The sequence below is a fragment of the Achromobacter sp. Marseille-Q4954 genome, assembly GCF_943737025.1.
GTDB lineage: Bacteria > Pseudomonadota > Gammaproteobacteria > Burkholderiales > Burkholderiaceae_B > Achromobacter > Achromobacter bronchisepticus_A.
In genome coordinates, this window is sequence record NZ_CALSFQ010000002.1 from 1,449,667 (window position 1) to 1,471,629 (window position 21,963).

Annotated in this window: 20 protein-coding genes; 8 read left to right on the forward strand and 12 right to left on the reverse strand. The window is 68.6% G+C overall.

What is annotated here, in order from left to right; genetic code table 11:
• Positions 1–67 precede the first annotated feature (67 nt).
• Positions 68–691, forward strand: coding sequence for a LysE family translocator (locus NGK62_RS24730; RefSeq protein WP_251880758.1), 624 nt, complete (start codon positions 68–70; stop codon positions 689–691).
• Between the two features lie 7 nt (positions 692–698).
• Here the strand turns inward: NGK62_RS24730 and aceE are convergent, their stop codons facing one another.
• The 3 genes from aceE to nirK all read right to left on the reverse strand — a co-directional run bounded on the left by aceE (position 699) and on the right by nirK (position 5,013).
• Entirely contained in the window at positions 699–3,362 is a 2,664-nt protein-coding gene (gene aceE, locus NGK62_RS24735) for a pyruvate dehydrogenase (acetyl-transferring), homodimeric type (protein WP_251880760.1), read from the reverse strand.
• Positions 3,363–3,521: 159 nt separating this feature from the next.
• The gene (locus NGK62_RS24740; RefSeq protein ID WP_059380264.1) at positions 3,522–3,848 is read right to left on the reverse strand and encodes a c-type cytochrome; all 327 of its coding nucleotides are present in this window, start codon (positions 3,846–3,848) and stop codon (positions 3,522–3,524) included.
• An 82-nt stretch (positions 3,849–3,930) separates the two neighbouring features.
• Positions 3,931–5,013 carry a copper-containing nitrite reductase gene (gene nirK, locus NGK62_RS24745; protein WP_251880761.1) on the reverse strand — a complete coding sequence of 361 codons (1,083 nt, stop codon included), beginning with the start codon at positions 5,011–5,013 and terminating at the stop codon, positions 3,931–3,933.
• 156 nt (positions 5,014–5,169) lie between these two features.
• On the opposite strand from nirK, the gene NGK62_RS24750 reads away from it, so the two are divergent.
• On the forward strand, positions 5,170–5,994 hold the full coding sequence (locus NGK62_RS24750; RefSeq protein ID WP_251880763.1) for a Crp/Fnr family transcriptional regulator: 825 nt from the start codon (positions 5,170–5,172) through the stop codon (positions 5,992–5,994).
• Between the two features lie 17 nt (positions 5,995–6,011).
• Here the strand turns inward: NGK62_RS24750 and NGK62_RS24755 are convergent, their stop codons facing one another.
• Both NGK62_RS24755 and NGK62_RS24760 read right to left on the reverse strand, forming a co-directional pair.
• Positions 6,012–6,887 (reverse strand): formylglycine-generating enzyme family protein, encoded by an 876-nt coding sequence (locus NGK62_RS24755; RefSeq protein ID WP_251880765.1) that lies wholly within the window; start codon positions 6,885–6,887, stop codon positions 6,012–6,014.
• A 105-nt stretch (positions 6,888–6,992) separates the two neighbouring features.
• Entirely contained in the window at positions 6,993–9,278 is a 2,286-nt protein-coding gene (locus NGK62_RS24760; protein ID WP_059380275.1) for a nitric-oxide reductase large subunit, read from the reverse strand.
• A 239-nt stretch (positions 9,279–9,517) separates the two neighbouring features.
• On the opposite strand from NGK62_RS24760, the gene NGK62_RS24765 reads away from it, so the two are divergent.
• Both NGK62_RS24765 and NGK62_RS24770 read left to right on the forward strand, forming a co-directional pair.
• The gene (locus NGK62_RS24765) at positions 9,518–9,976 is read left to right on the forward strand and encodes a MarR family winged helix-turn-helix transcriptional regulator (RefSeq protein ID WP_059380276.1); all 459 of its coding nucleotides are present in this window, start codon (positions 9,518–9,520) and stop codon (positions 9,974–9,976) included.
• The gene (locus NGK62_RS24770) at positions 9,973–10,677 is read left to right on the forward strand and encodes an aspartate/glutamate racemase family protein (RefSeq protein WP_251880767.1); all 705 of its coding nucleotides are present in this window, start codon (positions 9,973–9,975) and stop codon (positions 10,675–10,677) included. The genes NGK62_RS24765 and NGK62_RS24770 overlap by 4 nt, the downstream gene beginning before the upstream one ends.
• Positions 10,678–10,687: 10 nt before the next feature.
• On the opposite strand, the gene NGK62_RS24775 is transcribed toward NGK62_RS24770, so the two are convergent.
• Positions 10,688–11,398 (reverse strand): Crp/Fnr family transcriptional regulator, encoded by a 711-nt coding sequence (locus tag NGK62_RS24775; protein ID WP_251880768.1) that lies wholly within the window; start codon positions 11,396–11,398, stop codon positions 10,688–10,690.
• 162 nt (positions 11,399–11,560) lie between these two features.
• On the opposite strand from NGK62_RS24775, the gene NGK62_RS24780 reads away from it, so the two are divergent.
• Together NGK62_RS24780 and NGK62_RS24785 are read left to right on the forward strand one after the other, a co-directional pair.
• Positions 11,561–13,219: an acyl-CoA synthetase gene (locus NGK62_RS24780; RefSeq protein WP_059380269.1), complete on the forward strand. Its 1,659-nt coding sequence runs from the start codon at positions 11,561–11,563 to the stop codon at positions 13,217–13,219.
• Between the two features lie 39 nt (positions 13,220–13,258).
• Complete coding sequence (locus tag NGK62_RS24785; RefSeq protein ID WP_251880771.1) at positions 13,259–15,028, forward strand: acyl-CoA dehydrogenase; 1,770 nt, start codon at positions 13,259–13,261, stop codon at positions 15,026–15,028.
• On the opposite strand, the gene NGK62_RS24790 is transcribed toward NGK62_RS24785, so the two are convergent.
• On the reverse strand, positions 14,947–16,221 hold the full coding sequence (locus NGK62_RS24790; protein ID WP_251880773.1) for an MFS transporter: 1,275 nt from the start codon (positions 16,219–16,221) through the stop codon (positions 14,947–14,949). The two genes, NGK62_RS24785 and NGK62_RS24790, sit on opposite strands and share 82 nt — an antisense overlap.
• A 117-nt stretch (positions 16,222–16,338) precedes the next feature.
• Between NGK62_RS24790 and NGK62_RS24795 the strand changes: the two genes are divergently transcribed.
• Complete coding sequence (locus NGK62_RS24795) at positions 16,339–16,794, forward strand: winged helix-turn-helix transcriptional regulator (RefSeq protein WP_059380571.1); 456 nt, start codon at positions 16,339–16,341, stop codon at positions 16,792–16,794.
• Here NGK62_RS24795 and NGK62_RS24800 read toward each other — a convergent pair.
• From NGK62_RS24800 to NGK62_RS24815, 4 genes are all read right to left on the reverse strand, one after another.
• Positions 16,791–17,771: a pyridoxamine 5'-phosphate oxidase family protein gene (locus tag NGK62_RS24800; RefSeq protein WP_251880775.1), complete on the reverse strand. Its 981-nt coding sequence runs from the start codon at positions 17,769–17,771 to the stop codon at positions 16,791–16,793. The genes NGK62_RS24795 and NGK62_RS24800 overlap by 4 nt on opposite strands.
• A 29-nt stretch (positions 17,772–17,800) precedes the next feature.
• Positions 17,801–18,439: a glutathione S-transferase family protein gene (locus tag NGK62_RS24805; protein ID WP_059380569.1), complete on the reverse strand. Its 639-nt coding sequence runs from the start codon at positions 18,437–18,439 to the stop codon at positions 17,801–17,803.
• Between the two features lie 123 nt (positions 18,440–18,562).
• Positions 18,563–19,468: a LysR family transcriptional regulator gene (locus NGK62_RS24810; RefSeq protein ID WP_251880777.1), complete on the reverse strand. Its 906-nt coding sequence runs from the start codon at positions 19,466–19,468 to the stop codon at positions 18,563–18,565.
• Positions 19,469–19,526: 58 nt separating this feature from the next.
• Positions 19,527–20,408, reverse strand: coding sequence for a LysR substrate-binding domain-containing protein (locus NGK62_RS24815; protein ID WP_059380567.1), 882 nt, complete (start codon positions 20,406–20,408; stop codon positions 19,527–19,529).
• A gap of 128 nt (positions 20,409–20,536) precedes the next feature.
• Here NGK62_RS24815 and NGK62_RS24820 point away from each other — a divergent pair, with 128 nt between their 5' ends.
• On the forward strand, positions 20,537–21,208 hold the full coding sequence (locus NGK62_RS24820; protein ID WP_118933745.1) for a flavodoxin family protein: 672 nt from the start codon (positions 20,537–20,539) through the stop codon (positions 21,206–21,208).
• Here the strand turns inward: NGK62_RS24820 and NGK62_RS24825 are convergent.
• Positions 21,127–21,960, reverse strand: coding sequence for a helix-turn-helix transcriptional regulator (locus NGK62_RS24825; RefSeq protein WP_251880778.1), 834 nt, complete (start codon positions 21,958–21,960; stop codon positions 21,127–21,129). The genes NGK62_RS24820 and NGK62_RS24825 overlap by 82 nt on opposite strands.
• Positions 21,961–21,963: the final 3 nt, after the last annotated feature.

The following is a 21,963-nucleotide window of genomic DNA, read 5'->3' on the forward strand; positions in this document are numbered from 1 at the left end:
CCGCGATTGCTATACAGTGGCCCGCAGGCTGGCCGCCGCGCACAGCCCCACCCCTGGAGCAGATCCCATGTCGCTTGAAACCTGGCTGGCCTTCCTGGGCGCGTCCGCCCTGCTCTTGATGCTGCCCGGCCCCACGATACTCACCGTCATCAGCTACTCCATCGCGCAAGGCCGGCGCGCCCGCCTGCCGCTGGTGCTGGCGGTGGCGCTGGGCGACTCCACCGCCCTGTTGCTGTCGCTGCTGGGCCTGGGCGCCCTGCTGGCGGCGTCGGCGTTCTGGTTCACGGCGGTCAAGGTCGTGGGCGGCCTGTACTTGCTGTACCTGGGCTTCAAGCTGCTGCGCGCCGGCGTCTCGCCGGCGACGCTGCCCGCCGCCAGCGCCGCGGGCTCGCGCTGGAAACTGTTCGCCAACACCTATCTGGTGACGGCGCTTAACCCCAAGGGCATCATCTTCTTCGTGGCCTTCCTGCCGCAGTTCATCGATCCGGCGGGCGACGTGACGCGCCAGCTCTGGATCCTGTCGGCCACCTTCGTCGCCTGCGCCGGCATCAATGCCACGGCCTACGCCATCTTCGCCGGGTCGGCCCGGCGCCTGCTGGCCTCGCCCCGCGCGCAGCGCGGCTTCAACCTGGGCGGCGGCGCCCTGCTGTCCGCCGCCGGGATCTGGGCCTTGCTGGCGCGGCGCGTCTAGCCTGCCCCTAGGGCCGCGCCGCGGACACGGCCTCCGGGTCGATGCCGTAGCGGGCGATGGCGTCCGCCGCGCAGTCGCGCGGCATCAGCCCGTCGTCCGCCAGCGCCTTCAGGGCCGCCAACGCGATGTGATGCTGGTCCACCTCGAAGTAGGCGCGCAAGGCCGTCCGCGTGTCGGACCGGCCAAAGCCGTCGGTGCCCAGCGTGACGTAACGGCGGTCCTGCATGAACGGGCGTATCTGTTCGGCCACCGTCTTCATGTAGTCGGTGGCCGCCACCACCGGCCCCTCGCTGTCCGCCAGGACCGTTTCCGCGTAGCCGCGGCGCCTGCCCTCCAGCGGATGCAGGCGGCTCCAGCGTTCTGCCTCCTGGCCGTCGCGGCCCAGTTCCGAATAGCTGGTCACGCTCCAGACGTCGGCCGCCACGCCGAAGTCCTGACGCAGCAGATCGGCCGCCGCCAGCGTTTCGCCCAGGATGGCGCCGCTGCCCAGCAACTGCACCCGCAACGCGCCATCGCCACCGTCGCGCAGGCGGTACATGCCGCGCAGGATGCCTTCCTCGGCGCCTTGCGGCATGGGCGGATGCGCGGTCTTCTCGTTGATCAGCGTCAAGTAGTAGAAGACGTCTTCTTCGTCCTGGTACATGCGGCGCATGCCGTCCTGCACGATCACCGCGATCTCGTAGGCGTAGGCCGGGTCGTAGGCCACGCATGAGGGGATGACCGAAGCCAGCACGTGGCTGTGGCCGTCGTCATGCTGCAGGCCCTCGCCTTCCAGCGTGGTGCGTCCGGAGGTCGCGCCCAGCAGGAAGCCGCGCGCGCGGATGTCGCCCGCCGCCCAGGCCAGGTCGCCCACGCGCTGGAAGCCGAACATGGAATAGAAAATGTAGAACGGAATCGTCGCCACGCCGTGCGTGCTGTGTGCGGTGGCGGCCGCGATCCACGAGGCCATCGCGCCCGATTCGTTGATGCCTTCCTGCAGGATCTGGCCGCGCCGGTCTTCGCGGTAGACGCTCAGCTGGTCGGCGTCCTGCGGCGTGTACAGCTGCCCCACGTGCGAATAAATGCCCACCTGCCGGAACATGCCGTCCATGCCGAAGGTGCGCGACTCGTCGGGCACGATGGGCACCACGCGCTGGCCGATGGCCGGGTCCTTGAGCAATTGCGCCAGCACCCGCACGAAGGCCATGGTGGTCGAGAACTCGCGGCCGTCGCTGCCCTTCAGGTGCGCGGCGAAAGCCTCCAGCGGCGGCGTGGCCAACGGGCCGGGCCCGGCCGGCCGCCGCGGCAGATGGCCGCCCGCGCGCGCGATCGCGGCGTCGAAATAGGTACGTTCGGCGCTGCCGGGCGCGGGCTTGATGTAGGGAATCTGTTCCAGCAGATCGTCGGGGACCGGGATGGAGAAGCGGTCGCGAAAGGCGCGCACCGCCGGGTCCGCCATCTTCTTCTGCTGGTGGTTGGTGTTGGCCGCCTCGCCCGCCGCGCCCATGCCATAGCCCTTGACGGTCTTGGCCAGGATGACGGTGGGCTGGCCGCGATGGGCCAGCGCCGTGGCGTAGGCGGCATAGATCTTGGCCGGATCGTGGCCGCCACGGTTCAGCGCGCCGATCTCCTCATCGCTCAGGTGCGCCACGCGCTCCAGCAGCACCGGGTCCGCGCCGAAGAAATGTTCGCGCACGTAGGCGCCGCCGCGCGCCTTGAACACCTGGTACTCGCCGTCCACGCACTGCATCATGCGCCGGCGCAGGCGGCCGTCGTGGTCCTGGGCCAAGAGCGCATCCCAGCCGGCTCCCCAGATCACCTTGATGACGTTCCAGCCGGCGCCGCGGTACACGCTTTCCAGTTCCTGGATGATCTTGGCGTTGCCGCGCACCGGGCCGTCCAGGCGCTGCAGGTTGCAGTTCACCACGAAGATCAGGTTGTCCAGTTTTTCGCGCCCGGCCATCGCCACCGCCGCCAGCGTCTCCGGCTGGTCCTGTTCGCCGTCGCCCAGAAAGCCCCATACCTTGCGGCCCTGCGCGGGGATCAGCTCGCGGTCTTCCAGGTAGCGCATGTAGCGCGCCTGGTAGGCGGCCATCAGCGGCCCCAGGCCCATCGACACGGTCGGGAACTGCCAGAACCCGGGCATGGTGCGCGGATGCGGATAGGACGCCAGTCCGCCGCCGGCCGTCTCGCGCCGGAAGCGGTCGAGTTCTTCCTCGGAAATGCGGCCTTCCAGATAGGCGCGCGCATAGATGCCGGGCGCGGAGTGGCCCTGGATGTACAGCATGTCACCCAGAAAATCCGGCGTGGCCGCGCGGAAGAAATGGCGAAAGCCGGTTTCGTACAAGGTCGTGGCCGAGGCGTAGGTCGCGATGTGTCCGCCCACGCCCGAGGTCTTGCCCGCGCGCAGCACCATGGCCATGGCGTTCCACCGCAGATAGGCGTCCAGCCGCAGCTCGATGCCCATGTCGCCCGGGAACAGCCCCTGGTCCGCCGGCCGGATGGTGTTCACGTAGGGCGTGGCGTTCGGCGCGGCGTAGCCGCCGTGGCCGGCGCGGTCCTGGCCGATCAATTGGTCCAGCAAGTAGTGGGTGCGTGGCCGGCCCTCGTGGGCCAGCACGGCCTGCATGGCCTCCAGCCATTCCTGGGTTTCCTGCGGATCGGCGTCGGTCGGTTCTATCGGGGTGTCCATGGCGTCCTCCTGGTGGGCGCGAAGGCGGCATCCCGGTGTACGGCCGCCGTCATTTCGCATCGTGAATTGCAATTGCATCATGTGCAATTGCAATCGTATGGAGGATTCTTAATAATTGCAAGTGCAACTATTAATCCGCCCGCCCGCCGCGCGCGGCGGCTAGCGGGACGCGGCCATCATGAATTCCACCGCGGCCCTGAGCGTGGGCTCGTCCGCCGATGAGCCGCCGCGCGGCGGCATCGCGCCCTTGCCTTTGAGCACGGTCGCCAACAGCGCGTCCGCGCCCTGCGCGATGAATGGCGACCAGGCCTGCTTGTCACCCAGCCTGGGCGCGTTGGCGACCCCGCTGGCGTGGCACACGACACAGGCGGACTTGTAGAGTTTTTCTCCGGCAGGGTTGATGGCGGCCAGCGACTCGGCGCCCGCTTGCGGGACGGGCAGGCTGGCCAGCGCGGCGGCGAACGCGATTCGATAAAGCGAGGACATGGAATGGCTCCGGAAGGAAAATGCGTGACGGCGTGGCGGACCGATACGGGCAAGGCGCGCTGAGCGCGCCCTGCCGCAGCGCTCAGCGCGGGATCGGACCCGGCGCCTTGATCTGCTTCATCAGGTCGTCATTCCATTTACCCTCGACCTTGATATGCCCGGCCGCGCCCAGTTCGAAGGCCTCGATCAGGTTGTGGTTCAGGTAGGCGTACACGCCGGGCTGCTTGAAGGTGTAGAGCGCGGCGCCCGCCGAGCCGCCGCGAATGAACCAGGTCTCCAGGTCCTTCTGCGGCGGATTGGCGAACTTGCCGGTTTCCCAGACCCAGTCGCCATGGCCGCCGATCAGATGCGGGCGCGTGTCGCGATTGGCCTGCGAATGGATCAGCAGCACCGTCTCGCCGACCTTGGCCGTGAGCGCGTTCGCCCCCGTCAAGGCCCCGACCTTGCCATTGAAGACGATATGCGATGGCGTCAGCGTGCGCATGACTTCGACCGTGTCGCCATAGCTTTCCGCCAAGGTCGCGTAGTCCTTGTACTTGCCGTTCGCGTCCTTGGGGATGTACAGGTCGAACTCGCCTATCGTGTAGACGCGGTCGTAGCGCAGCGGCTTGCCCTGCGGATCCTTCAGGCCGTCGCGCGGCAGCACCATCAGCGTGCCGCTCATGCCCGCCACCACGTGCCAGGGCACCATGCCTTCGGGCGCACAGTGGTAGACGAAGGTGCCGCTGCGGTCCGCCTTGAAGCGCAGCGTGGCCTGCTCGCCCGGGTTCACGTTGGTGAGCTTGGCCCCGCCCAGCGCGCCGGTGGCGGCATGGAAATCCACGTTGTGCGGCATGGCGTTGGTGGCCGGATTGACCAGGGTCAGCTCGACATAATCGCCTTCGTGCACCACCAGGGTAGGACCGGGCATGGACCCGTCGAACGTCATTGCCTGCAAGGTCGTGCCCTTGTCATCGATGACCATCTTCTTTTCTTCGATGGTCATCGTGAATTCGATCACCTTGGGGCCCGAACGGGCCACCTGCTCATGCGGGTGGACCATGGGCGGGGCGACCAGCGCAACCTTGGCGCGTTCCAGCTGATCGGCGTTCTGGGCGGCGGCTGGGCCGCCCGCCATCGCTGCGATCAATGCCATGGCAAGCAAGGTGGGGCGCAAAGCGTTCATGTGCAACTCCTGTTCGGGTTTCTGCAACGCCGAGTCTGTCGGCGGTTCCATTGAAGGCCGGGCATCGCTCGTGTTCTTTGCTGTAGCGCAAACTTCGAACCAACCCGCGGCCCGGCGCGCATTGCCGCTGCGCGGATGCGATGTCACCATCGGGGCATGGACCCTCCACACGCTTCCGGGCGGCCTGCGGCCTCGTCGCCCCTGTGCCATGCCCTGCTCCGCAACCTGGATCTGTTCAGGCCCTTGGCCGATGCGCAGCTGGACGCCGCGCTGCGCGGCGCGCTGCCCTGCCGCCTGGAGGCCGGCGCATTGGCCTATCGCCAGGGCGCCGCGGCCGCGCACTTTTTCGTGCTGCTGCATGGCTGTCTAAAGGTGGCGCAGCTGACGCCGGAGGGCGAACAAGTCGTGGTGCGCTACGTCCATCCCGGCGACCTGTTCGGGCTGGCCTGCGCCATGCGGCAGCCCTGCTATCCCGCCACCGTGCAGGCCGTGCAGGAAAGCGTCTGCCTGGCGTGGCCGGCCGCGGCCTGGGAACGCTTCATCGCCTGCCATCCCCAGCTGGGCGCGGCCGCGCTGCAGACCATGGGGCAGCGCCTGCAGGACGCCCACGTCCGCATCCAGGAACTGTCCACCGACGAAGTCGAACAGCGCGTGGCGCGCGCCATCCTAAGGCTGGTGCAGCAATCCGGCCAGCCCATGCAGGACGGCATCGGCATCGGCTTTCCCATCACCCGCCAGGACATCGCCGAAATGACCGGCACCACCCTGCACACGGTCAGCCGGCTGCTCAGCGACTGGAAGCAGCGCGGCATCGTCTCGGCCGGACGCAAGCGCGTGGTGCTGCGCTCGCCCGCCGCGCTGGCCCGCCTGGGCGAGCACGCCGCGCCCGCCGTGGACTGTTCGGCCTGCCTGTCCTGTCGCCAGGGATCGCCGGCCGCGGACGAGGCCTGCGACGCGAGCGCCGAGCTGGCCGGCGCGTAGCGCGCAGGCAACATGGCCTAGCCGGGTTCCAGCACCAGCCGCAGACCCAGGTTCGCCGGCGGCACGCCTACCGAACACGCCCCGCCCTTGGGATCGCGGATGAAGTCGGGCAGATAGGCGATGTGCCTGCCCGCCGCGACGCGTATGCCGCAGTTGCGGCTTTCCTGCTCCTGCGCAGCGGTGACGCTTGCGCCATCGCGCAGCCCGTCCAGCACGCGCCGCGCATGGCAATCGTCAGTCCAGTCCCACACGCTGCCCGCCATGTCCATCAGGCCGGCGCGATTGCGGCCGTAGGCCCCAAAGGTCCGCACCGTGGCGTCGCCCTGCGCGCCGCGGCGGCTCTGCTGCTCGTATTCCGCCAGCCAGCGCTGCGCGGGGTCGCTGCCGCCAGGCAAGGCCGGCAAGGCTTCCTCGCGATAGGCTTCGCCCGCCGCGTAGACCCATTCCGCATAGCTGGGCAGGCGCAGGCGCCTGCCGGTGCGCTCGGACAGCCAGGCGGCATAGGCGGACGCGTCGGTCCAGCTGATGCCCACCGCCGGCAGCTCGGGCGCAGCCGCCTGGCGCTGTGCGGGGTCCAGCGGCTTGCAGCCGCCGGCGCGCACGCAGGCCGCGTAGTCGGCCTGGCTGACCTGCCGCGTCATGATGGCCAGGCCATCCGGGTAGCGCGCGCTGCGGGGCGCGGGCGTGGCGGGATAGCCGTTGCGCAGCGCCTCGCCCGGCGGCACGTAGCTCACCTCGCCCGGCGGCAGGCGCGTGATTTCCGGCAAAGCCAAGCGGGCCCCGTCCTGGGGCCCGCAAGCGGTCAACAGCAATAGAACAATGACGGTCGGCAGGATGCGCATGCGGCGGTGCTCCGGAATGCCCGCGCCGGTCGGGCGCGGGCTGGATTCCATTGGACCGGCTGCGGCGGCCGGGCTCTTTGCGCTGAAGCAAAGAGCCCGGCGCTTGCCTGGCGTCCTGCCGCGCAAGCGTGCGCCACGCCTGCGCGGGACGGGACGCTAGCCGCGCGCCGCCTTGGCCTGCAGGCGCGGCTCGGCCAGCGCGGGCTTGCCGCTCAAGAGGCCCAGGATCACCTGCATCACGATGGCCAGCGCGCCCAGCAGGAACACCACGTCGCCGAAGGTGCGGCCCCAACGCAGGTTCTGCAGCAGCTCCTGCTGCATGAAGCCTTCGCTGCGGGCGTACCACATGCCCTCGCTGACGCTCGCGTGGAACTGGATCAGCCCCACCGGCAGCAGGCTGGTGAAGATCATCAGCGCCAGGCCCAGGTTCATGCCCCAGAACGCCAGCTTCATCAAGCCGGGGCTCAGCGCATACTGCGGACGGATGTAGCGCAGCACCAGCAGGGTGAAGCCCAGCGCCAGGAAGCCATACACGCCGAACAGGGCCGCGTGCGCGTGCACCGGCGTCGTGTTCAGGCCCTGGATGTAGTACAGCGAAACGGGCGGGTTGATCATGAAGCCGAAGACGCCCGCGCCCAGCATGTTCCAGAAGGCGACGGCCACGAAGCACATCAGCGGCCACTTCAGGTTTTCCATCCAGGGCGCGCGGGTCTTCAGGCGCCAGTTTTCCCAGGCCTCATGCCCCAGCACGATGAGCGGCACCACTTCCAGCGCCGAGAAGCTGGCGCCGATGGCCATCACGGGCGTGGTGGTGCCGGCGAAGTACAGGTGATGGAAGGTGCCGGGTATGCCGCCCAGCATGAAAAGCGAGGCCGAGGCCAGGCTGGCGGTGGTGGCCATGCGGCGCGACACCAGGCCCAGGGTCGAAAAGATGAAGGCCAGCGCCGTGGTTGCGAAGACTTCGAAGAAGCCCTCCACCCACAGGTGCACGATCCACCAGCGCCAGTACTCCATCACCGTCAGGTGCGTGCGCTCGCCGTAGAAAAAGCCCGCGCCGTAGAACAGGCCGATGGCGCCCACCGAGGCGGTCAGCAAGGCCAGCAGGTTCTTGTCGCCGCCCGGCGTGCGCAGCGCGGGCACGATGCCGCGCAACATCAGCACCAGCCAGAAGCAGATGCCCGCGAACTTGCCGATCTGCCACAGGCGGCCCAGGTCCACGTATTCATAGCCCTGGTGACCCAGCCAGAAGTTCAGGTCCGGCGGCATGATCTGCGCGATCGCGAGATAGTTGCCGGTGAACGATCCGACCACCACCAGCACCAGCGCCCAGAACAGGATGTCGACCCCGAGCTTCTGGAATTTGGGATCGCGCCCACCATTGATCAACGGCGCAAGAAACAGACCAGCGGCCAGGAAACCCGTGGCGATCCAGAACAGCGCGCTCTGGATATGCCAGGTGCGCACCAGCGAATACGGGAACCATTGCGACAGGTCGATGCCGTAGAACTTCTGCCCTTCGACGGTGTAGTGCGCGGTGAAGGCGCCCAGCAGCACCTGGAAGCCGAACAGCGCCACCACCAGGAACAGGTACTTGCCCAGGGCGCGCTGCGACGGCGTCAGGGCGAAGGTGGTCAGCGGATCCTTGGCCGGCGCCAGCGGCTCGTCGTCTTCCTTGCCGCGCAGGAAGGCCCAGGCCCAGACCAGGAAGCCGATGCCGGCCAGCAGCACCACCACGCTGAGGATGGACCACATGACGTTCTCGGCGCTGGGCACGTTGTCGATCAGCGGCTCATGCGGCCAGTTGTTGGTATAGGTGACCGCCTTGCCTTCGCGCTCGGTGGCCGCGGCCCACGCTGTCCAGAAGAAGAAATGCGTGAGCTGGGTGCGGCGCGCGGCGTCGGGCAGCGTGTTTTCCTTCATCGCGAAATTCTCGCGGCTGCGATGCAACGCGGGCGCGTCGGAGAACAGCTGGTCGTAGTAGGCCGCCGTCTGCGCCATGGCGCGCGCGCGCCGCGGGCTCACCGCCAGCGTGTCGGTGGCGGCGTCGCTGCGGTTGGCGCGGTACTCGGCCTTCAGTTCCGCGCGCAGCGCGGCCTGGGCGCCCGCGTCCAGCTGCGCATAGTCCCGGCCGTGCTGCTCGCGCGCGGCCAGGTCCAGCCAGGCCGTCAGTTCGCGATGCAGCCAGTCGGCCGTCCAGTCGGGCGCCTGGTAGGCGCCGTGTCCCCAGACCGATCCCAGCTGCATGCCGCCGACCGATTGCCAGGCGGTCTGGCCGTCCAGGATGTCGTCGCGCCCGAACAGCGGTTTGCCGTCGGTCGTCACGACCTGCCCAGGAATCGGCGGCGCCTGGCGATAGACCTCGCCGCCGTAGAAACCCAGCAATGCGAACGTGACCGCCAATACGGCGATCAAGGTGAACCATAATTTCCGATACGGACCCATGATGGGAACGCCCTCCAGTGTTGCGGTTTTGGGGTACGTACCCATATGCGAATTTCGTGCCAGGAAAAATCCCATGAAAATCAGGGCATTGCGATTCACCCGGTCTTTTTCACCATTGCCGGCCAGGGTATAAATCACCGATAAAGGGTTGTTTGGACCACGAAATGCCGGCGTCGCGCCAGGCGCCCGCCTCTTACAATCCCCGCTGCATTCCCACCTCTTTCAAAGGAACCGACCGCATGGCCAGGGGCAAGCCCGATGCGTGGAGCCTCTTCCTGACCGCGCATGCGCTGGTGGTGGAAGAAATCGAAAAGCGCCTGTCAGCCGCCGGCCTGCCGCCGCTGGCCTGGTATGACGCCTTATGGGCGCTGGAGCGCGCGCCTGACGGCACGGCCAGGATGTTCGAGATCGCCGAGCGCATGGTGATCGCGCGCTACAACCTGACGCGCCTGATGGACCGCATAGAGGCCGACGGCCTGGTCGAACGCTTCCGTTCGGACGAGGACCGCCGCGCCACCTACGCCCGCCTCACGCCCAAGGGGCGCGCGCTGCGCCGCGAGATGTGGAAGGTCTACGGCCCCGCCGTCGACGAACTGTTCCTGTCGCGGCTGCCGCAGGCGCAGCAGGACGCCATGGCGGCAAGCTTCCTGGACATTGCGCGCCACGTGCGCGCCTCCAGCAAGGAGTCTGCTGAATGAACGCCACGCCCCTGCATATCGGCATCGTCGCCTGCTCGGCGGAAGGCGCCGCGCTTTGCTACCGCACGCTGTGCGCGGAAGGCGCCCAGCGCCTGGGCCCGCACGCGCATCCGGAGATTTCGCTGCACACGCATTCGCTGGCGGATTACGTCGCCTGCCTGGACCGCGCCGACCTGGCCGGCGTGGGCGCGTTGATGCAGTCCTCGGCGGGCAAGCTGGCGCGCGCGGGCGCGGATTTCCTGATCTGCCCGGACAACACCATCCACCAGGCGCTGGGCCATGTGCTGCCGCAGTCGCCCCTGCCCTGGCTGCACATCGCCGAGGAAGTCGCGGCCGAGGCCCAGGCGCGCGGTTTGCGCCGCATCGGCATCCTGGGCACGCGCTGGCTGGTGGACAGCACCGTCTATCCGGACAAGCTGGAAGCGCGCGGCCTGCAATGGCTGCGGCCGGCGGAACCAGACCGCGACACGCTGGCCCGCGTCATCATGGACGAGCTGGTGTACGGCGTGTTCAAGCCCGAATCCGTGGCCCGGCTGCAAGCCGTGATCGAGCGCCTGCGCGAGGCTGGCTGCGACGCCGTGGTACTGGGCTGCACCGAGTTGCCGCTGGTGCTGAACGACGGCAATGCCGCCCTGCCCACGCTGGATTCGACCCGCATCCTGGCGCGCGCCGCGCTCAGCCGCGCCTTGCGCGGCGCCTAATCCGGCGTCTTCAGATCTGGTCCAGGCCGAATTGGCGCAGACGCTCCAGATCCAGCACCTTGATCTGGTTGTAGGCCAGCGCCAGCATGCCCTGGTCCGCCAGCACCTGCAGCGCCTGATTGACGCGCTGGCGCGACAGGCCCGTCAGATAGCCTAGTTCTTCTTGCGAGATCGCCAGCGTCAGATCGGTGGACGGATACAGGTGCGGATTGAACAGCTGCGCCAGCGACTGCGCCACGCGCGCGTCCGCATCCAGCAAACGGTGGTTCTGGATGGAAGCGATGAACTCGCCCATGCGGTTGTTCAACTGGCCGATGACGAAATGCGAAAAAGGCAGGCTGGCCGATAGCAGCGCATGGAAGGTGGCCGTAGGCACCAGCAACACCAGCGACGGCTGGATCGCCACCACGTCGTACTTGCGCAGTTCGCGCTTGATGACGCTGCCTTCGCCGAACCAGCCGCCCGGCGGCACGCCCGACAGGGTGCAGCTGCGGCCCGACTCGTTGTAGATGGCCAGCTTCAAAAGACCCGTATGCACGCCCAGCCAAAAGTCCGAGGGCGCATTGCGCCGCGCGATCCAGGCGCCGTTGGCCACGTGTTCGGCGCGCGCGGTCGCCAGCACCAGGTCCTGGTGGCGGGCCTCCAGCGCGTCGAACCAGGCGCAGGCCCCGAACAGGCCGGCCAGTTCCTCGGCGGAAACGATGTTTGAAACGTCGGACATGGGAATAACTGTGTAAAACTTGGGGAAGCCAGGTCGGCCGGCCGTCTGTCATGCAGGTGACAGACAGTATTTTCGGCGGCCCCGTAAGCTAGGGCAAGCGACGGGGATCAAACTCCCGGCATACGGATAAGGGACGCCTGCGCGTCCCAACTGGAGACAAGCATGAGCGGTATGTTCGACCGCGGCCTTGAGCGCCGCGACGCCAACTACGAAGCCCTGACCCCGGTGGATTTCATCGCCCGCGCGGCCCAAGTCTATGGCCAGCGCCTGGCCATCGTCCACGGCGAGGTGCGGCGCAACTGGGCCCAGACCTACGAGCGCGCCCAGCGCCTGGCCGGCGCGCTGGCGCAAGCCGGCATCAAGCGCGGCGACACCGTGGCCGTGATGCTGCCCAACATTCCCGCCATGGTCGAAGCCCATTTCGGCGTGCCCATGCTGGGCGCGGTGCTCAATACCCTGAACACCCGCCTGGACACGCCCAGCGTGCTGTTCATGCTGGGGCATGGCGAAGCGCAGGCGCTGATCGTGGACACCGAGTACGCCGAACTCGCCCAGCGCGCGCGGACCGAATTCCCGCACCTGAAGCTCATTTCGGTGCACGACCTGGAAAGCGCCCCGGCGGAACTGCCCGGCGCGGTCGATTACGAAGCCTTCCTGGCCGGCGCCCCCGCCCGCTACGACTGGAAGCCGCCCGCCGACGAATGGGACGCCATCGCGCTGAATTACACGTCCGGCACCACCGGCGATCCCAAGGGCGTGGTCTACCACTACCGCGGCGCCTACCTGAACGCCATCAGCAACATCCTCGAATGGGACATGCCCAAGCACCCGGTCTATCTGTGGACCCTGCCGCTGTTCCATTGCAACGGCTGGTGCTTCGCCTGGACGGTGGCCGCGCGCGCCGGGGTCAACGTGTGCCTGCGCAAGTTCGATCCGCAGACCGTGTTCGACCTGATCCGCAATGAAGGCGTCACCCATTATTGCGGCGCGCCCATCGTGCAGAGCGCGCTGGCCAATGCGCCGGCCGAGCTGCGCGCCGGCATCGACCACACGGTACGCACCATGGTGGCGGGCGCCGCGCCCGCGCCCGCCGTCATCGCCAAGATGCGCGACATCGGTTTCGAGCTGACCCATGTGTACGGCCTGACCGAGGTCTATGGACCCGCGGCCGTGTGCGCCCGCCAGGAAGCCTGGGACGCGCTGGACGAGGAAGAGCGCGCGCTGCGCAATGCGCGCCAGGGCGTGCGCTACCACCTGCAGGCGGGCGTGTCCGTGCGCGATCCCGACACCATGGAAGAGGTGCCGGCCGACGAGCAGACCGTGGGCGAGGTCATGTTCCGCGGCAACATCTGCATGAAGGGCTACCTGAAGAACGAACGCGCCACCGACCAGGCCTTTGCCGGCGGCTGGTTCCGCACCGGTGACCTGGGCGTGATGACGGCCGACGGCTACGTCCGCATCAAGGACCGCAGCAAGGACATCATCATTTCCGGCGGCGAGAACATCTCCAGCATCGAAGTGGAAGACGCGCTCTATCGCCATCCCGCGGTCGCGGCGGTGGCCGTGGTGGCCATGCCCGACCCCAAATGGGGCGAAACGCCCTGCGCCTTCGTCGAGCTCAAGCCCGGCTGCAGCGCCACCGCCGAAGAGATCATTGCGCATTGCAAGCTGCTGCTGCCCGGCTTCAAGGTGCCGCGCGCGGTGCGCTTCGGCGAACTGCCCAAGACCTCCACCGGCAAGATCCAGAAATTCGAACTGCGCGCCGCCGTCGGCGCGACCCAGGCCATCGACGTGGCCGGTTCCGGCAAGAAGACCGGCTGAATTCCACGTCCCCAAATCCCATCCAGGAGCTCCGACGCCATGACGTACCAAGCCCCCGTGAAAGACATGCTGTTCGTGTTGAACCATCTTGCCGGCCTGCCGCAAGTCGCCGCGCTGCCAGGTTTCGAGGAGGCCACGCCCGACACCACCCAGGCCGTGCTGGAGGAATCCGCGCGCTACGCCGGCGACGTGCTGGCGCCGCTGAACCATGCCGCCGACCGTGAGCCCAGCTCCTGGCGCGACGGCGCGGTCACCACCTCGCCGGGTTTCAAGCAGGCGTTCAACCTGTACGCGGAGGCCGGCTGGCAGGGCATGACGCATCCGGTGGAATACGGCGGCCAGGGCCTGCCCGGCCTGATCGGTTCGCCCTGCTCGGAAATGCTGAACGCCGCCAACCTGTCGTTCGCGCTGTGTCCGCTGCTGACCAATGGCGCGATCGAGGCGCTGCTGACGGCCGGTTCGCCTGAACTGAAGCAGCGCTTCATCGAGCCCATGATTTCCGGACGCTGGACCGGCACCATGAACCTGACCGAACCGCAGGCAGGCTCGGACCTGGCCATGGTCCGCTCGCGCGCGCAGCCCGTGGGCGACGGCACCTACCGCATCTCCGGCACCAAGATCTTCATCACCTACGGCGAGCACGATCTGGCCGAGAACATCCTGCACCTGGTGCTGGCGCGCCTGCCCGACGCGCCCGAAGGCGTCAAAGGCATTTCGCTGTTCCTGGTGCCCAAATTCCTGGTCAACGAAGACGGCACGCTGGGCGCGCGCAACGACGTCCATTGCGTGTCGATCGAACACAAGCTGGGCATCAAGGCCAGCCCCACCTGCACGCTGCAGTTCGGCGATGCGGGCGGCGCGCTGGGCTATCTGGTGGGCCAGGAAAACCGCGGCCTGGACGCCATGTTCATCATGATGAACGCCGCGCGCTACGCGGTGGGCGTGCAGGGCGTGGCCGTCGCCGACCGTGCCCACCAGCACGCGCTGGCCTATGCCGCCGAGCGCGTGCAGAGCCGCCCGGTGGACGGCTCGTCCAAGGACGCGGTGCCCATCATCCAGCACCCCGACGTGCGCCGCATGCTGGGCACGATGCGCGCGCTGACGGAAGCCGGCCGCGCGCTGGCCTACTACACCGCGGGCCACGCCGATCTGGCGCACGCCAGCCCGGACGCCGAGGCCCGCAAGCGCCATCTGGCGGTGCAGGAATACCTGGTGCCCATCGTCAAGGGCTGGTGCACCGAAATGTCCATCGACGTGGCGAGCCTGGGCGTGCAGGTGCACGGCGGCATGGGTTTCATCGAGGAAACCGGCGCGGCGCAGTACTACCGCGACGCGCGCATCCTCACGATCTACGAAGGCACCACGGCGATCCAGGCCAATGACCTGGTGGGCCGCAAGACCCTACGCGACGGCGGCGCCGTCGCCCGCGCCTTGCTGGCGGAAGTCGGCAAGACCGAAGCGGCGCTGGAGGCCCGCAGCGAACCCGCCGCCCGCCTGATGCTGACGCCGCTGCGCCAGGCCCGCGCGGCGCTGGCCGACGCCATCGACTTCGTGCTGGCCAACGCCGCCAGCCGCCCCAACGCGGTATTCGCCGCCGCCGTGCCGTATCTGCTGCTGGCGGGCACCACCTTTGCCGGCTGGCAGATGGCGCGAGCGCTGCTGGCCAGCCTGGACCTGCGCCAGGAAGACCCGGCTTTCCACGACGCCAAGATCGCCACCGCGCAGTGCTACGCGCTGCACAAGCTGAGCCAGGCGCCCGGGCTTGCGACGGTGGTGCTGGGATCTGGAGAGTATGAGGTGCAGCCTTGACTGCCGACGATTGGCGTCAGGCGGGCTTGATACAAGGGGCGTCTGAGGTTTTGCGGCTTTCGGGGTTGCGTTCCAGTGCTTCGTAGGCCGCTCGTCGACGCGATAGACCCCAATCCGCTGCCCACCGCATAGAACATCATGTACCCGCCGACCAATCGACTATGCGCCTGCGGATTCACGCTGAAGATCATGGTCTGATTCGTCACGTGCAGCGCCTGCAGGGCGATGTCCAGGACCAGCACGCCCAACGCCAGCAGCCACAGGCTTTGCTCCAGGAAGGCAATCGGCACCCAGGCCAGGCAAAGCAACGCCAGACCCGCGGCCGTGGTCCGCTCGCCCTGCCCGCTATCGGCCAACCGTCCCGCGCGCGCCGCCATCAGCACGCCCGCCACGCCCACCAGTCCGAATGCGCCCACCGCGCTATGCGTCAGCGAATGCGGCGGCGCGCTCAGGGGCAGTACCAGCGCGGTCCAGAAGGCGCTGAAGGCGGCGAACATCAGCAGCGCGATCATGCCGCGCACGCGCAGCACGCGTTCGGTGGCCAACAGGCCGTAGAGCGAGCGCAGCAAGGCCCAGTAACCCATGTCCACCGCGGGCAACTGGCGTTGCGGCAGGCGCCGCGCCAGCACCACCGCCAGCACGGCGGCCAGCGCCGCGGACACGACGTAGACCGCGCGCCAGCCCCAAAGGTCCGCCACGGCCCCGGCCAGCGTGCGCGCCAGCAGCAGGCCGATCACCACCCCGCCCTGCGCGGCGCCAACCACGCGGCCTCGCTCGCCCGGTGCGGCCAGCGCCGCGGACAAGGCCAGCAGGCCCTGCGTCATTGCCGTTCCCAACAAGCCCAGCGCCACCATGCCCATCAATAGCCAGGGCGTGCCGGCCGACAGCGCCACGGCCGCCAAGGACAGCACCAGCAGCGCCAACTGTCCCAGCATCAGGCGCCGGCGGTCCAGCAGGTCGCCCAGCGGCACCACGAACAGCAGCGCCAGCGCGCAGCCCAGTTGGGTGGCCGTGACCACGATACCCACCGCGCCTTCGGCGATGCCGAACTCGCGGCCGATGGCGTCCAGCAGGGGCTGGGCGTAATACACATTCGCCACGCTCAGGGCGCAGGCCACCGCCAGCAGCATGACCAGGGATCTGGGCGTCGGGCCTGGGGGTGCGGAATCGGCGGGTTCTGGTCGGGCTGACATTTCTTGCTCCAATTTGGTTGCTTTATAAAACCAGAATAGTAGTTTTCGAGGTTTTATAATGCAACCGAAATTTCGATACGCCTGCCATCACCGCCTTTCCCTCAGCAAGGATCCGATATGGTCAAACGCACTAGTCTCGAAGGCGCCGCCTGCCCGGTGGCGCGCTCCCTGGACGCGATCGGCGACTGGTGGTCGCTGTTGATCGTGCGCGACGCCTTCGACGGACTGCGGCGCTTCGGCGAATTGCAGAAAAGCCTGGGCGTGGCCAAGAACATCCTCAGCGACCGGCTGCGCACGCTGGTGGCGCACGGCATCCTGGAAGTGGCGCCGGCCTCGGACGGCAGCGCCTACCAGGAATACGTGCTGACGGACAAAGGCCGGGCTCTCTTTCCCGTGATCGTGGGCTTGCGCCAATGGGGCGAAGAGCACTACTACGGCCCCGCCGAACCCCATTCGACGCTGATCGACCGCAAGCGCGGCCAGCCCGTGCGCAAGCTGGAAATCCGCGCGCAGGACGGCCGCCTGCTCGGGCCGGACGATGCCGTGGTGCAGAAGACCGCGCTCGCGGGCTAGCTCCGCTGCGCAGCCCCAGCGGCAGGCCATTGCCCGGTTGCCAGCGCGGTGGGCGAATACGAATCGAAGCGCCAGCGCAACGCCAGCGCGCCGGGCCGGCGGACCACACGCCGCACATGCACCCGCCACAGCCGCTCGGCGCCCTCGAACTGCGCAATCTCCGGGCTGTCCAGGATGATTTCAGCGGCGCCCGTCAGCTGCAGCACGTCGCCGCGCTCGAAGTCCATGAACAGCAATCCGGCGCGCGGGTTTAGCACCATGTTGCCCAGGGTGTTGAAGAAGCGGTTGCCGGAAAAGTCGGGAATGGTCAGCACGTCGCCGTCCACCCGCACGAAGCCCGGCTTGCCGCCGCGGTGCGACACGTCGACCTTGCGGCCGCCTTCGTCCGCGTAGGTCGCCACGAAGAACGTGTCGGACCGGGCGATCAGCGCCCGCGCGGCATCGTCCAGTCCGACACGCTCATTGGGCACGCCCGGAAAGCGCAGCGCCGGCGAACGCGAAAACTGGAATTCCCGGGCCTGGATGTATTGCGGGCAATTGCCGAAGGACTGCGTCACCGCCACCTCGAAGCGCTTGCCGTCCCAGGCCGCGATGCGGCCGTTGGCGCGGTTGCGCCGGCGCGTGTGCAGCTCGATTCCCAGCAGGCCCACCTGCCGGTCCATCCCCAGGCCGGCCAGCAGCGGATCGTCGGCATCCGGCACGGCGGACACGCGCAGGCTGCGCGGATCGGGCGAGGACACGAAGCCGGGCAGGCCTTCCAGCACGCCGGCCCAGGGATCGCCCTGCCCGTCCACCGCGCCTGCTACCAGGAACGGCAACTGCTCAAAAAACAGGCGGTGCTGGTCCGGCATGTAGTCGCGGATGACTTTGGGTCCGGTCACCGCCATGCGTTCGGCGATCCCCACGTGCTGTTGCAGCAGGCGTTCGCCGGCATGCCAGGGCGACGGCGGGAGGGTGGCGGGCTCTGCGATGGACATGGCGTGCTCCTTGCGCGCGGCGCTCGCCCTCAGGCGGCCTGCAGGCCCACGGGCGAGCGGGGCATGGCCACGAAGCGCGGCAGGCTTTCGATGCGGCCCAGCCAGGCGCGCACGTGCGGATAGGCATCCAGCGAGACGTTGCCTTCAGGCGCATGCGCCACATAGGCATAACAGGCCACGTCCGCGATGGTGGGCGCCGCGCCCGCCAGGAAATCGCGCCCGGCCAGTTCGCCGTCCATGACCTTGAGCAAGGCATGGGCGCGGGCCAGCGTGCTGTCCACGTCATAGGCCGCGCCGAACAACGTCACCAGGCGCGCAGCCGCCGGGCCGATGGCCAGCGGACCGGATGCCACCGACAGCCAGCGCTGCACCGCCGCCGCGCCGGCGGGATCCTCCGGCAGCCAGGCCTGGCCGCCGTAGCGCTTGGCCAGGTAGACCAGGATGGCGGTCGAATCCGCGACCACCACTCCGTCATCGTCGATGACCGGCACCTGGCCGAAGGCGTTGAGCGCCAGGAACGGCGGGCGTTTCTGCTCGCCGCCGCGCAGGTCCACGTCGACCTTGCGGTGCGGCACGTCCAGCAGGGACAGCATCAGGGCGACGCGATGGGCGTGGCCGGACAGGGGAAAGCCATAGAAGGTCAGCGAGGGGGTCTGGGCGGTTTGCATGAGCGGGCTCCAAGTCGGATACAGGCTCCATCTTGTGCCGGCGCCGGGCGCGCGTGAACGGCCAGCGGCGGCAAGACACTCTTGCAGCGGATGAAAGAAAGATGGCGAGCGCGGGCCCGGACGCTACGCCGGCAGCGTCGCCAGATCGCGCCGCAAGGCCTCGACGCAGAACTCCACGAAGCTGCGCACCTTGGCCGAACTCTTGCGGCCTTCCGGATACACCAGGTGGACCGGCAGCGGCGGCAGCTCGAAGTCGCGCAGCACCACCTCCAGGGCGCCGCTGGCCAGGTGCCGCGCCACCTGGTAGGACACCACCTGCGTCAGCCCCCAGCCCTCGCAGGCCGCCAGCACCGCGGCCTGAAAGGACGTGACCGTCAGCTGCGAATCGACGCGCAGGCTGCGGGGCTGGCCGTCCTGCTGGAAGCGCCATTGCGGCGTGCGGCCCTCCATGGCGGCGGTGACGGTGCAAAAGCGCGGCAGCGACTCCAGGTCCCGCGGCACGCCGTGTTCGCGCAGGAAGGCGGGCGCGGCGCAGACCACGCGGCGCACCTGCCCCACCGGCACCGCCGTCAGCGTCGAATCCGGCAAGGCGCCGATGCGCACCGCGACGTCCACCCGTTCGTCCAGCAGGTTCACCACGCGGTCCACCAGCAGCGTGCGCACGGAAACTTCGCGGTGCGTGCGCAGATAGGCCAGCACCGCCGGCATCACGTGCAATTCGCCGAAGAACGCCGGCGCAGTGATGCTGAGCGCGCCTCGCGGCGCGGCCATCGCGCCGGCCACGGCGTCGTCGGCCTGCTCCACTTCGTCGAGGATGCGGCGGCAGTCGTCGGCATAACGCTGGCCGGCCTCGGTCAGGCGCAGGCTGCGCGTGGTGCGCACCAGCAGCAAGGCGCCCAGCCGCCGCTCCAGCGCCGAAACGCTGCGCGTGACGGTCGGCGCCGACATCTCCAAGCGGCGCGCCGCCGCGGCGAAACTCTGCGCTTCGGCCACCGCCAGGAATACGCTCATTTCATGGAATCGATTCACGCCTTGCGGCCTCCGCGCTGATTTTGGGAAAGAGAGTAGAAGCGCGCGCAGGGGCGCGTCAATCGAACTCCTTGCGCAACCACCCCAGGAAAGCCTTGACCGGCGGATGGCGTTCGCGGCCCGGCGCGCACAGCGCGGTGTAGGCGGCCCCCGCCACCCGCACTTCAGGGCGATACGCCGCCAGGGTGCCCGCCGCCACGCTGTCCGACACCATGACGGAGCTGGCCAGCACCAGGCCCTGGCCGGCAATGGCGGCCTGCAGGGCATAGTGCTCTTCCTCGTAGGCATGCAGCGCCGCCGGCTTGCGCCAGGACGGCAGGCCTGCCGCCTCGCACCAGTCCAGCCAGCCCTGCTCGTACAACTGCGAATCGCGCCAGCGCACGGTCACCAGCGACGGCGCGCGCCTGCCCGGCCGGGCGGCCAGCGCGGGCGCCCCATAGACGCCGAACCACTCCTGCAACGAGCAGGCGGCGTGCAGCCCGGGCCAGCGCGCGCGGCTGTAGCGGATGGCCAGGTCCACGCTGGCGTCGCGCAGCAGGTCCACCGTTTCGGGGCTGGTGTTCAGGTTCAGCTGGTATTGCGGAAACGCCGCGTAGAAGCGCCCCAGCCGCGGCACCAGCCATAAGGCCGCGAACGAATGCGTGGTGGACAGCGTCAGCGCACCCGAGGCCGGCGCGGCGCGCAAGGCGTCCAGGGTCTGCGCCACGTCGAGCAAGGCGCCATGCACGCCTGCAAAAAGGCGCGCCCCCTTCTCCGTCAGGCGCACGCCGCGCGGCACGCGTTCGAAGAGCGCGTAGCCCACGTGCCGCTCCAGCGCCTTGACCTGATGGGACACGGCCGTGGCCGTGACCGCCAGTTCGGCCGCGGCCAGTTTGAAGCTGAGCAATCTGGCGGCTGCCTCGAAGGTGCGCAACGCGGTCACCGGTAGCGTGGCAAACATGGATTCCTGGCTCTATGGATGAAATCAATTCATCATATTCAAGGATTCATCATTTGTCGCCTGTCAGTCCGTAAGACAGAATTTTCCTCACCACATGGAAGCGTCCATGCCAACAAGAGGAACCAGACATGAATTCAGATCATCCCACCAAGCGCCTGCTGATCCTGGTCGGCAGCCCGCGGCGCGACGGCAACAGCGCGGCCCTGGGCGCGGCCGCGCTGCGCGGGGCCGAGACGGCGGGCACCCAGGCCACGCTACTGTTCCTGGACGACTACATCGAGGCCTTCCTGCCGGACTTGCGGCGTTCGCCCCCGCCGACCGACCGATACTCCGAGCTGTTCCTGGAACACTTCCTGCCGGCCGACGGCGTGCTGATCTGCACCCCGATCTACTGGTACGGCATGTCGGCGCAGACCAAGGCGTTCTTCGACCGATCGTTCAGCCACTATGCCGGCCAGGGCCCCGAGCCCGACCGGGTGAAGCAGCGCATGACCGGCAAGCGCCTGGGCCTGGCGGTCGCGTCCGAGGAAACCTACCCCGGCGCGGCGCTGGGCATCGTGCACCAGATCCAGGAATACGCGCGCTACACCCATTCGGACTTCGTCGGCTACGTGCATGGCGCCGGCAACCTGCGCGGCGAAATCGCGGCGGATCCGCGCCAGCCGCTGCAGGCGGCGGCCGAACTGGGCGCCGCGTTCTTTACCCGCAAGTACTCCGACTACCGGGTGGAAACGCCGCGCGCCCGCAATGTCTGGGAGCCCGCCCCTGCGTTGCGCAGCACGCCGGGCGTGCTGCCGTAGACCTGCTTGAACACGCGGGTCAGATGGGCCTGGTCGGCGAAGCCCACGGCATGCGCGGCGTCGGCCAGCGCCAGGCCGTCGCGCAGCAGCGCCCGGGCCCGCGCCACCCGCCAGTTGCGCAGCCAGGCCTGCGGCGGCAGGCCGTAGCGCCGCGCGAACTGCTTGACCAGGGTGGTCCGGTGGCGGTCCTGCGCCAACGCCAGGGCCTCCAGGTCCGGCGCGCAGGCCGGGTCGGCGGCCATGCGTGCGCGCAGCAGCGCGCAGACGTCGGACTCGTCGCCGGCCGCTGCGGGGCTGGCCTGCGCATGCGCCGCCAGCAGGCCGAACAGCGCCGCGGAGATGCGCTCGCGACGCTCGGGGTCGGCGATGGGATCTGGCGTGAGTGCGTCCAGCCACGCCTGGCATAGCGCCGTATCGCGGATGACGGGCCCCGCCAGCGCTGCGCCGCCTGCGTACAGCGCAAGTTCGTGGTTCCTGAACCAGGCCTGATCGATATAGGCCATGCGGTACCCCAGCGGCGCATCCGAAGTGCCGCCGGTATGGACTTGGCCAGGCGCAATCACCACCAGATCGCCCTCGCCCGCGGCCTGCGGCTCGCCATGCACGGTGAAGGCGCAGCGGCCCTGCGCGATGGCGCCGATGGACCAGGCGTCGTGGAAGTGCGGCGCATAGCGGTAGCCGCGCAGGTCCGCGATCAGGACGTCGCCGGGCAGGCCGGCGCCGCAATGCCAGATGTGTCGGGAAACCGCCATGGA

Excerpts from the sequence above, each read along its gene's own strand:
- NGK62_RS24770 (WP_251880767.1), top strand. The coding sequence starts at position 9,973 with ATGAACGCCACGCCCCTGCATATCGGCATCGTCGCCTGCTCGGCGGAA.
- NGK62_RS24755 (WP_251880765.1), bottom strand. The coding sequence starts at position 6,887 with ATGGAATCCAGCCCGCGCCCGACCGGCGCGGGCATTCCGGAGCACCGC.
- NGK62_RS24800 (WP_251880775.1), bottom strand. The coding sequence starts at position 17,771 with ATGTCCATCGCAGAGCCCGCCACCCTCCCGCCGTCGCCCTGGCATGCC.
- NGK62_RS24805 (WP_059380569.1), bottom strand. The coding sequence starts at position 18,439 with ATGCAAACCGCCCAGACCCCCTCGCTGACCTTCTATGGCTTTCCCCTG.
- aceE (WP_251880760.1), bottom strand. The coding sequence starts at position 3,362 with ATGGACACCCCGATAGAACCGACCGACGCCGATCCGCAGGAAACCCAG.
- NGK62_RS24780 (WP_059380269.1), top strand. The coding sequence starts at position 11,561 with ATGAGCGGTATGTTCGACCGCGGCCTTGAGCGCCGCGACGCCAACTAC.
- NGK62_RS24795 (WP_059380571.1), top strand. The coding sequence starts at position 16,339 with ATGGTCAAACGCACTAGTCTCGAAGGCGCCGCCTGCCCGGTGGCGCGC.
- NGK62_RS24730 (WP_251880758.1), top strand. The coding sequence starts at position 68 with ATGTCGCTTGAAACCTGGCTGGCCTTCCTGGGCGCGTCCGCCCTGCTC.
- NGK62_RS24765 (WP_059380276.1), top strand. The coding sequence starts at position 9,518 with ATGGCCAGGGGCAAGCCCGATGCGTGGAGCCTCTTCCTGACCGCGCAT.
- NGK62_RS24825 (WP_251880778.1), bottom strand. The coding sequence starts at position 21,960 with ATGGCGGTTTCCCGACACATCTGGCATTGCGGCGCCGGCCTGCCCGGC.
- NGK62_RS24785 (WP_251880771.1), top strand. The coding sequence starts at position 13,259 with ATGACGTACCAAGCCCCCGTGAAAGACATGCTGTTCGTGTTGAACCAT.
- NGK62_RS24775 (WP_251880768.1), bottom strand. The coding sequence starts at position 11,398 with ATGTCCGACGTTTCAAACATCGTTTCCGCCGAGGAACTGGCCGGCCTG.
- NGK62_RS24750 (WP_251880763.1), top strand. The coding sequence starts at position 5,170 with ATGGACCCTCCACACGCTTCCGGGCGGCCTGCGGCCTCGTCGCCCCTG.
- NGK62_RS24820 (WP_118933745.1), top strand. The coding sequence starts at position 20,537 with ATGAATTCAGATCATCCCACCAAGCGCCTGCTGATCCTGGTCGGCAGC.
- NGK62_RS24740 (WP_059380264.1), bottom strand. The coding sequence starts at position 3,848 with ATGTCCTCGCTTTATCGAATCGCGTTCGCCGCCGCGCTGGCCAGCCTG.
- NGK62_RS24815 (WP_059380567.1), bottom strand. The coding sequence starts at position 20,408 with ATGTTTGCCACGCTACCGGTGACCGCGTTGCGCACCTTCGAGGCAGCC.
- nirK (WP_251880761.1), bottom strand. The coding sequence starts at position 5,013 with ATGAACGCTTTGCGCCCCACCTTGCTTGCCATGGCATTGATCGCAGCG.
- NGK62_RS24760 (WP_059380275.1), bottom strand. The coding sequence starts at position 9,278 with ATGGGTCCGTATCGGAAATTATGGTTCACCTTGATCGCCGTATTGGCG.
- NGK62_RS24790 (WP_251880773.1), bottom strand. The coding sequence starts at position 16,221 with ATGTCAGCCCGACCAGAACCCGCCGATTCCGCACCCCCAGGCCCGACG.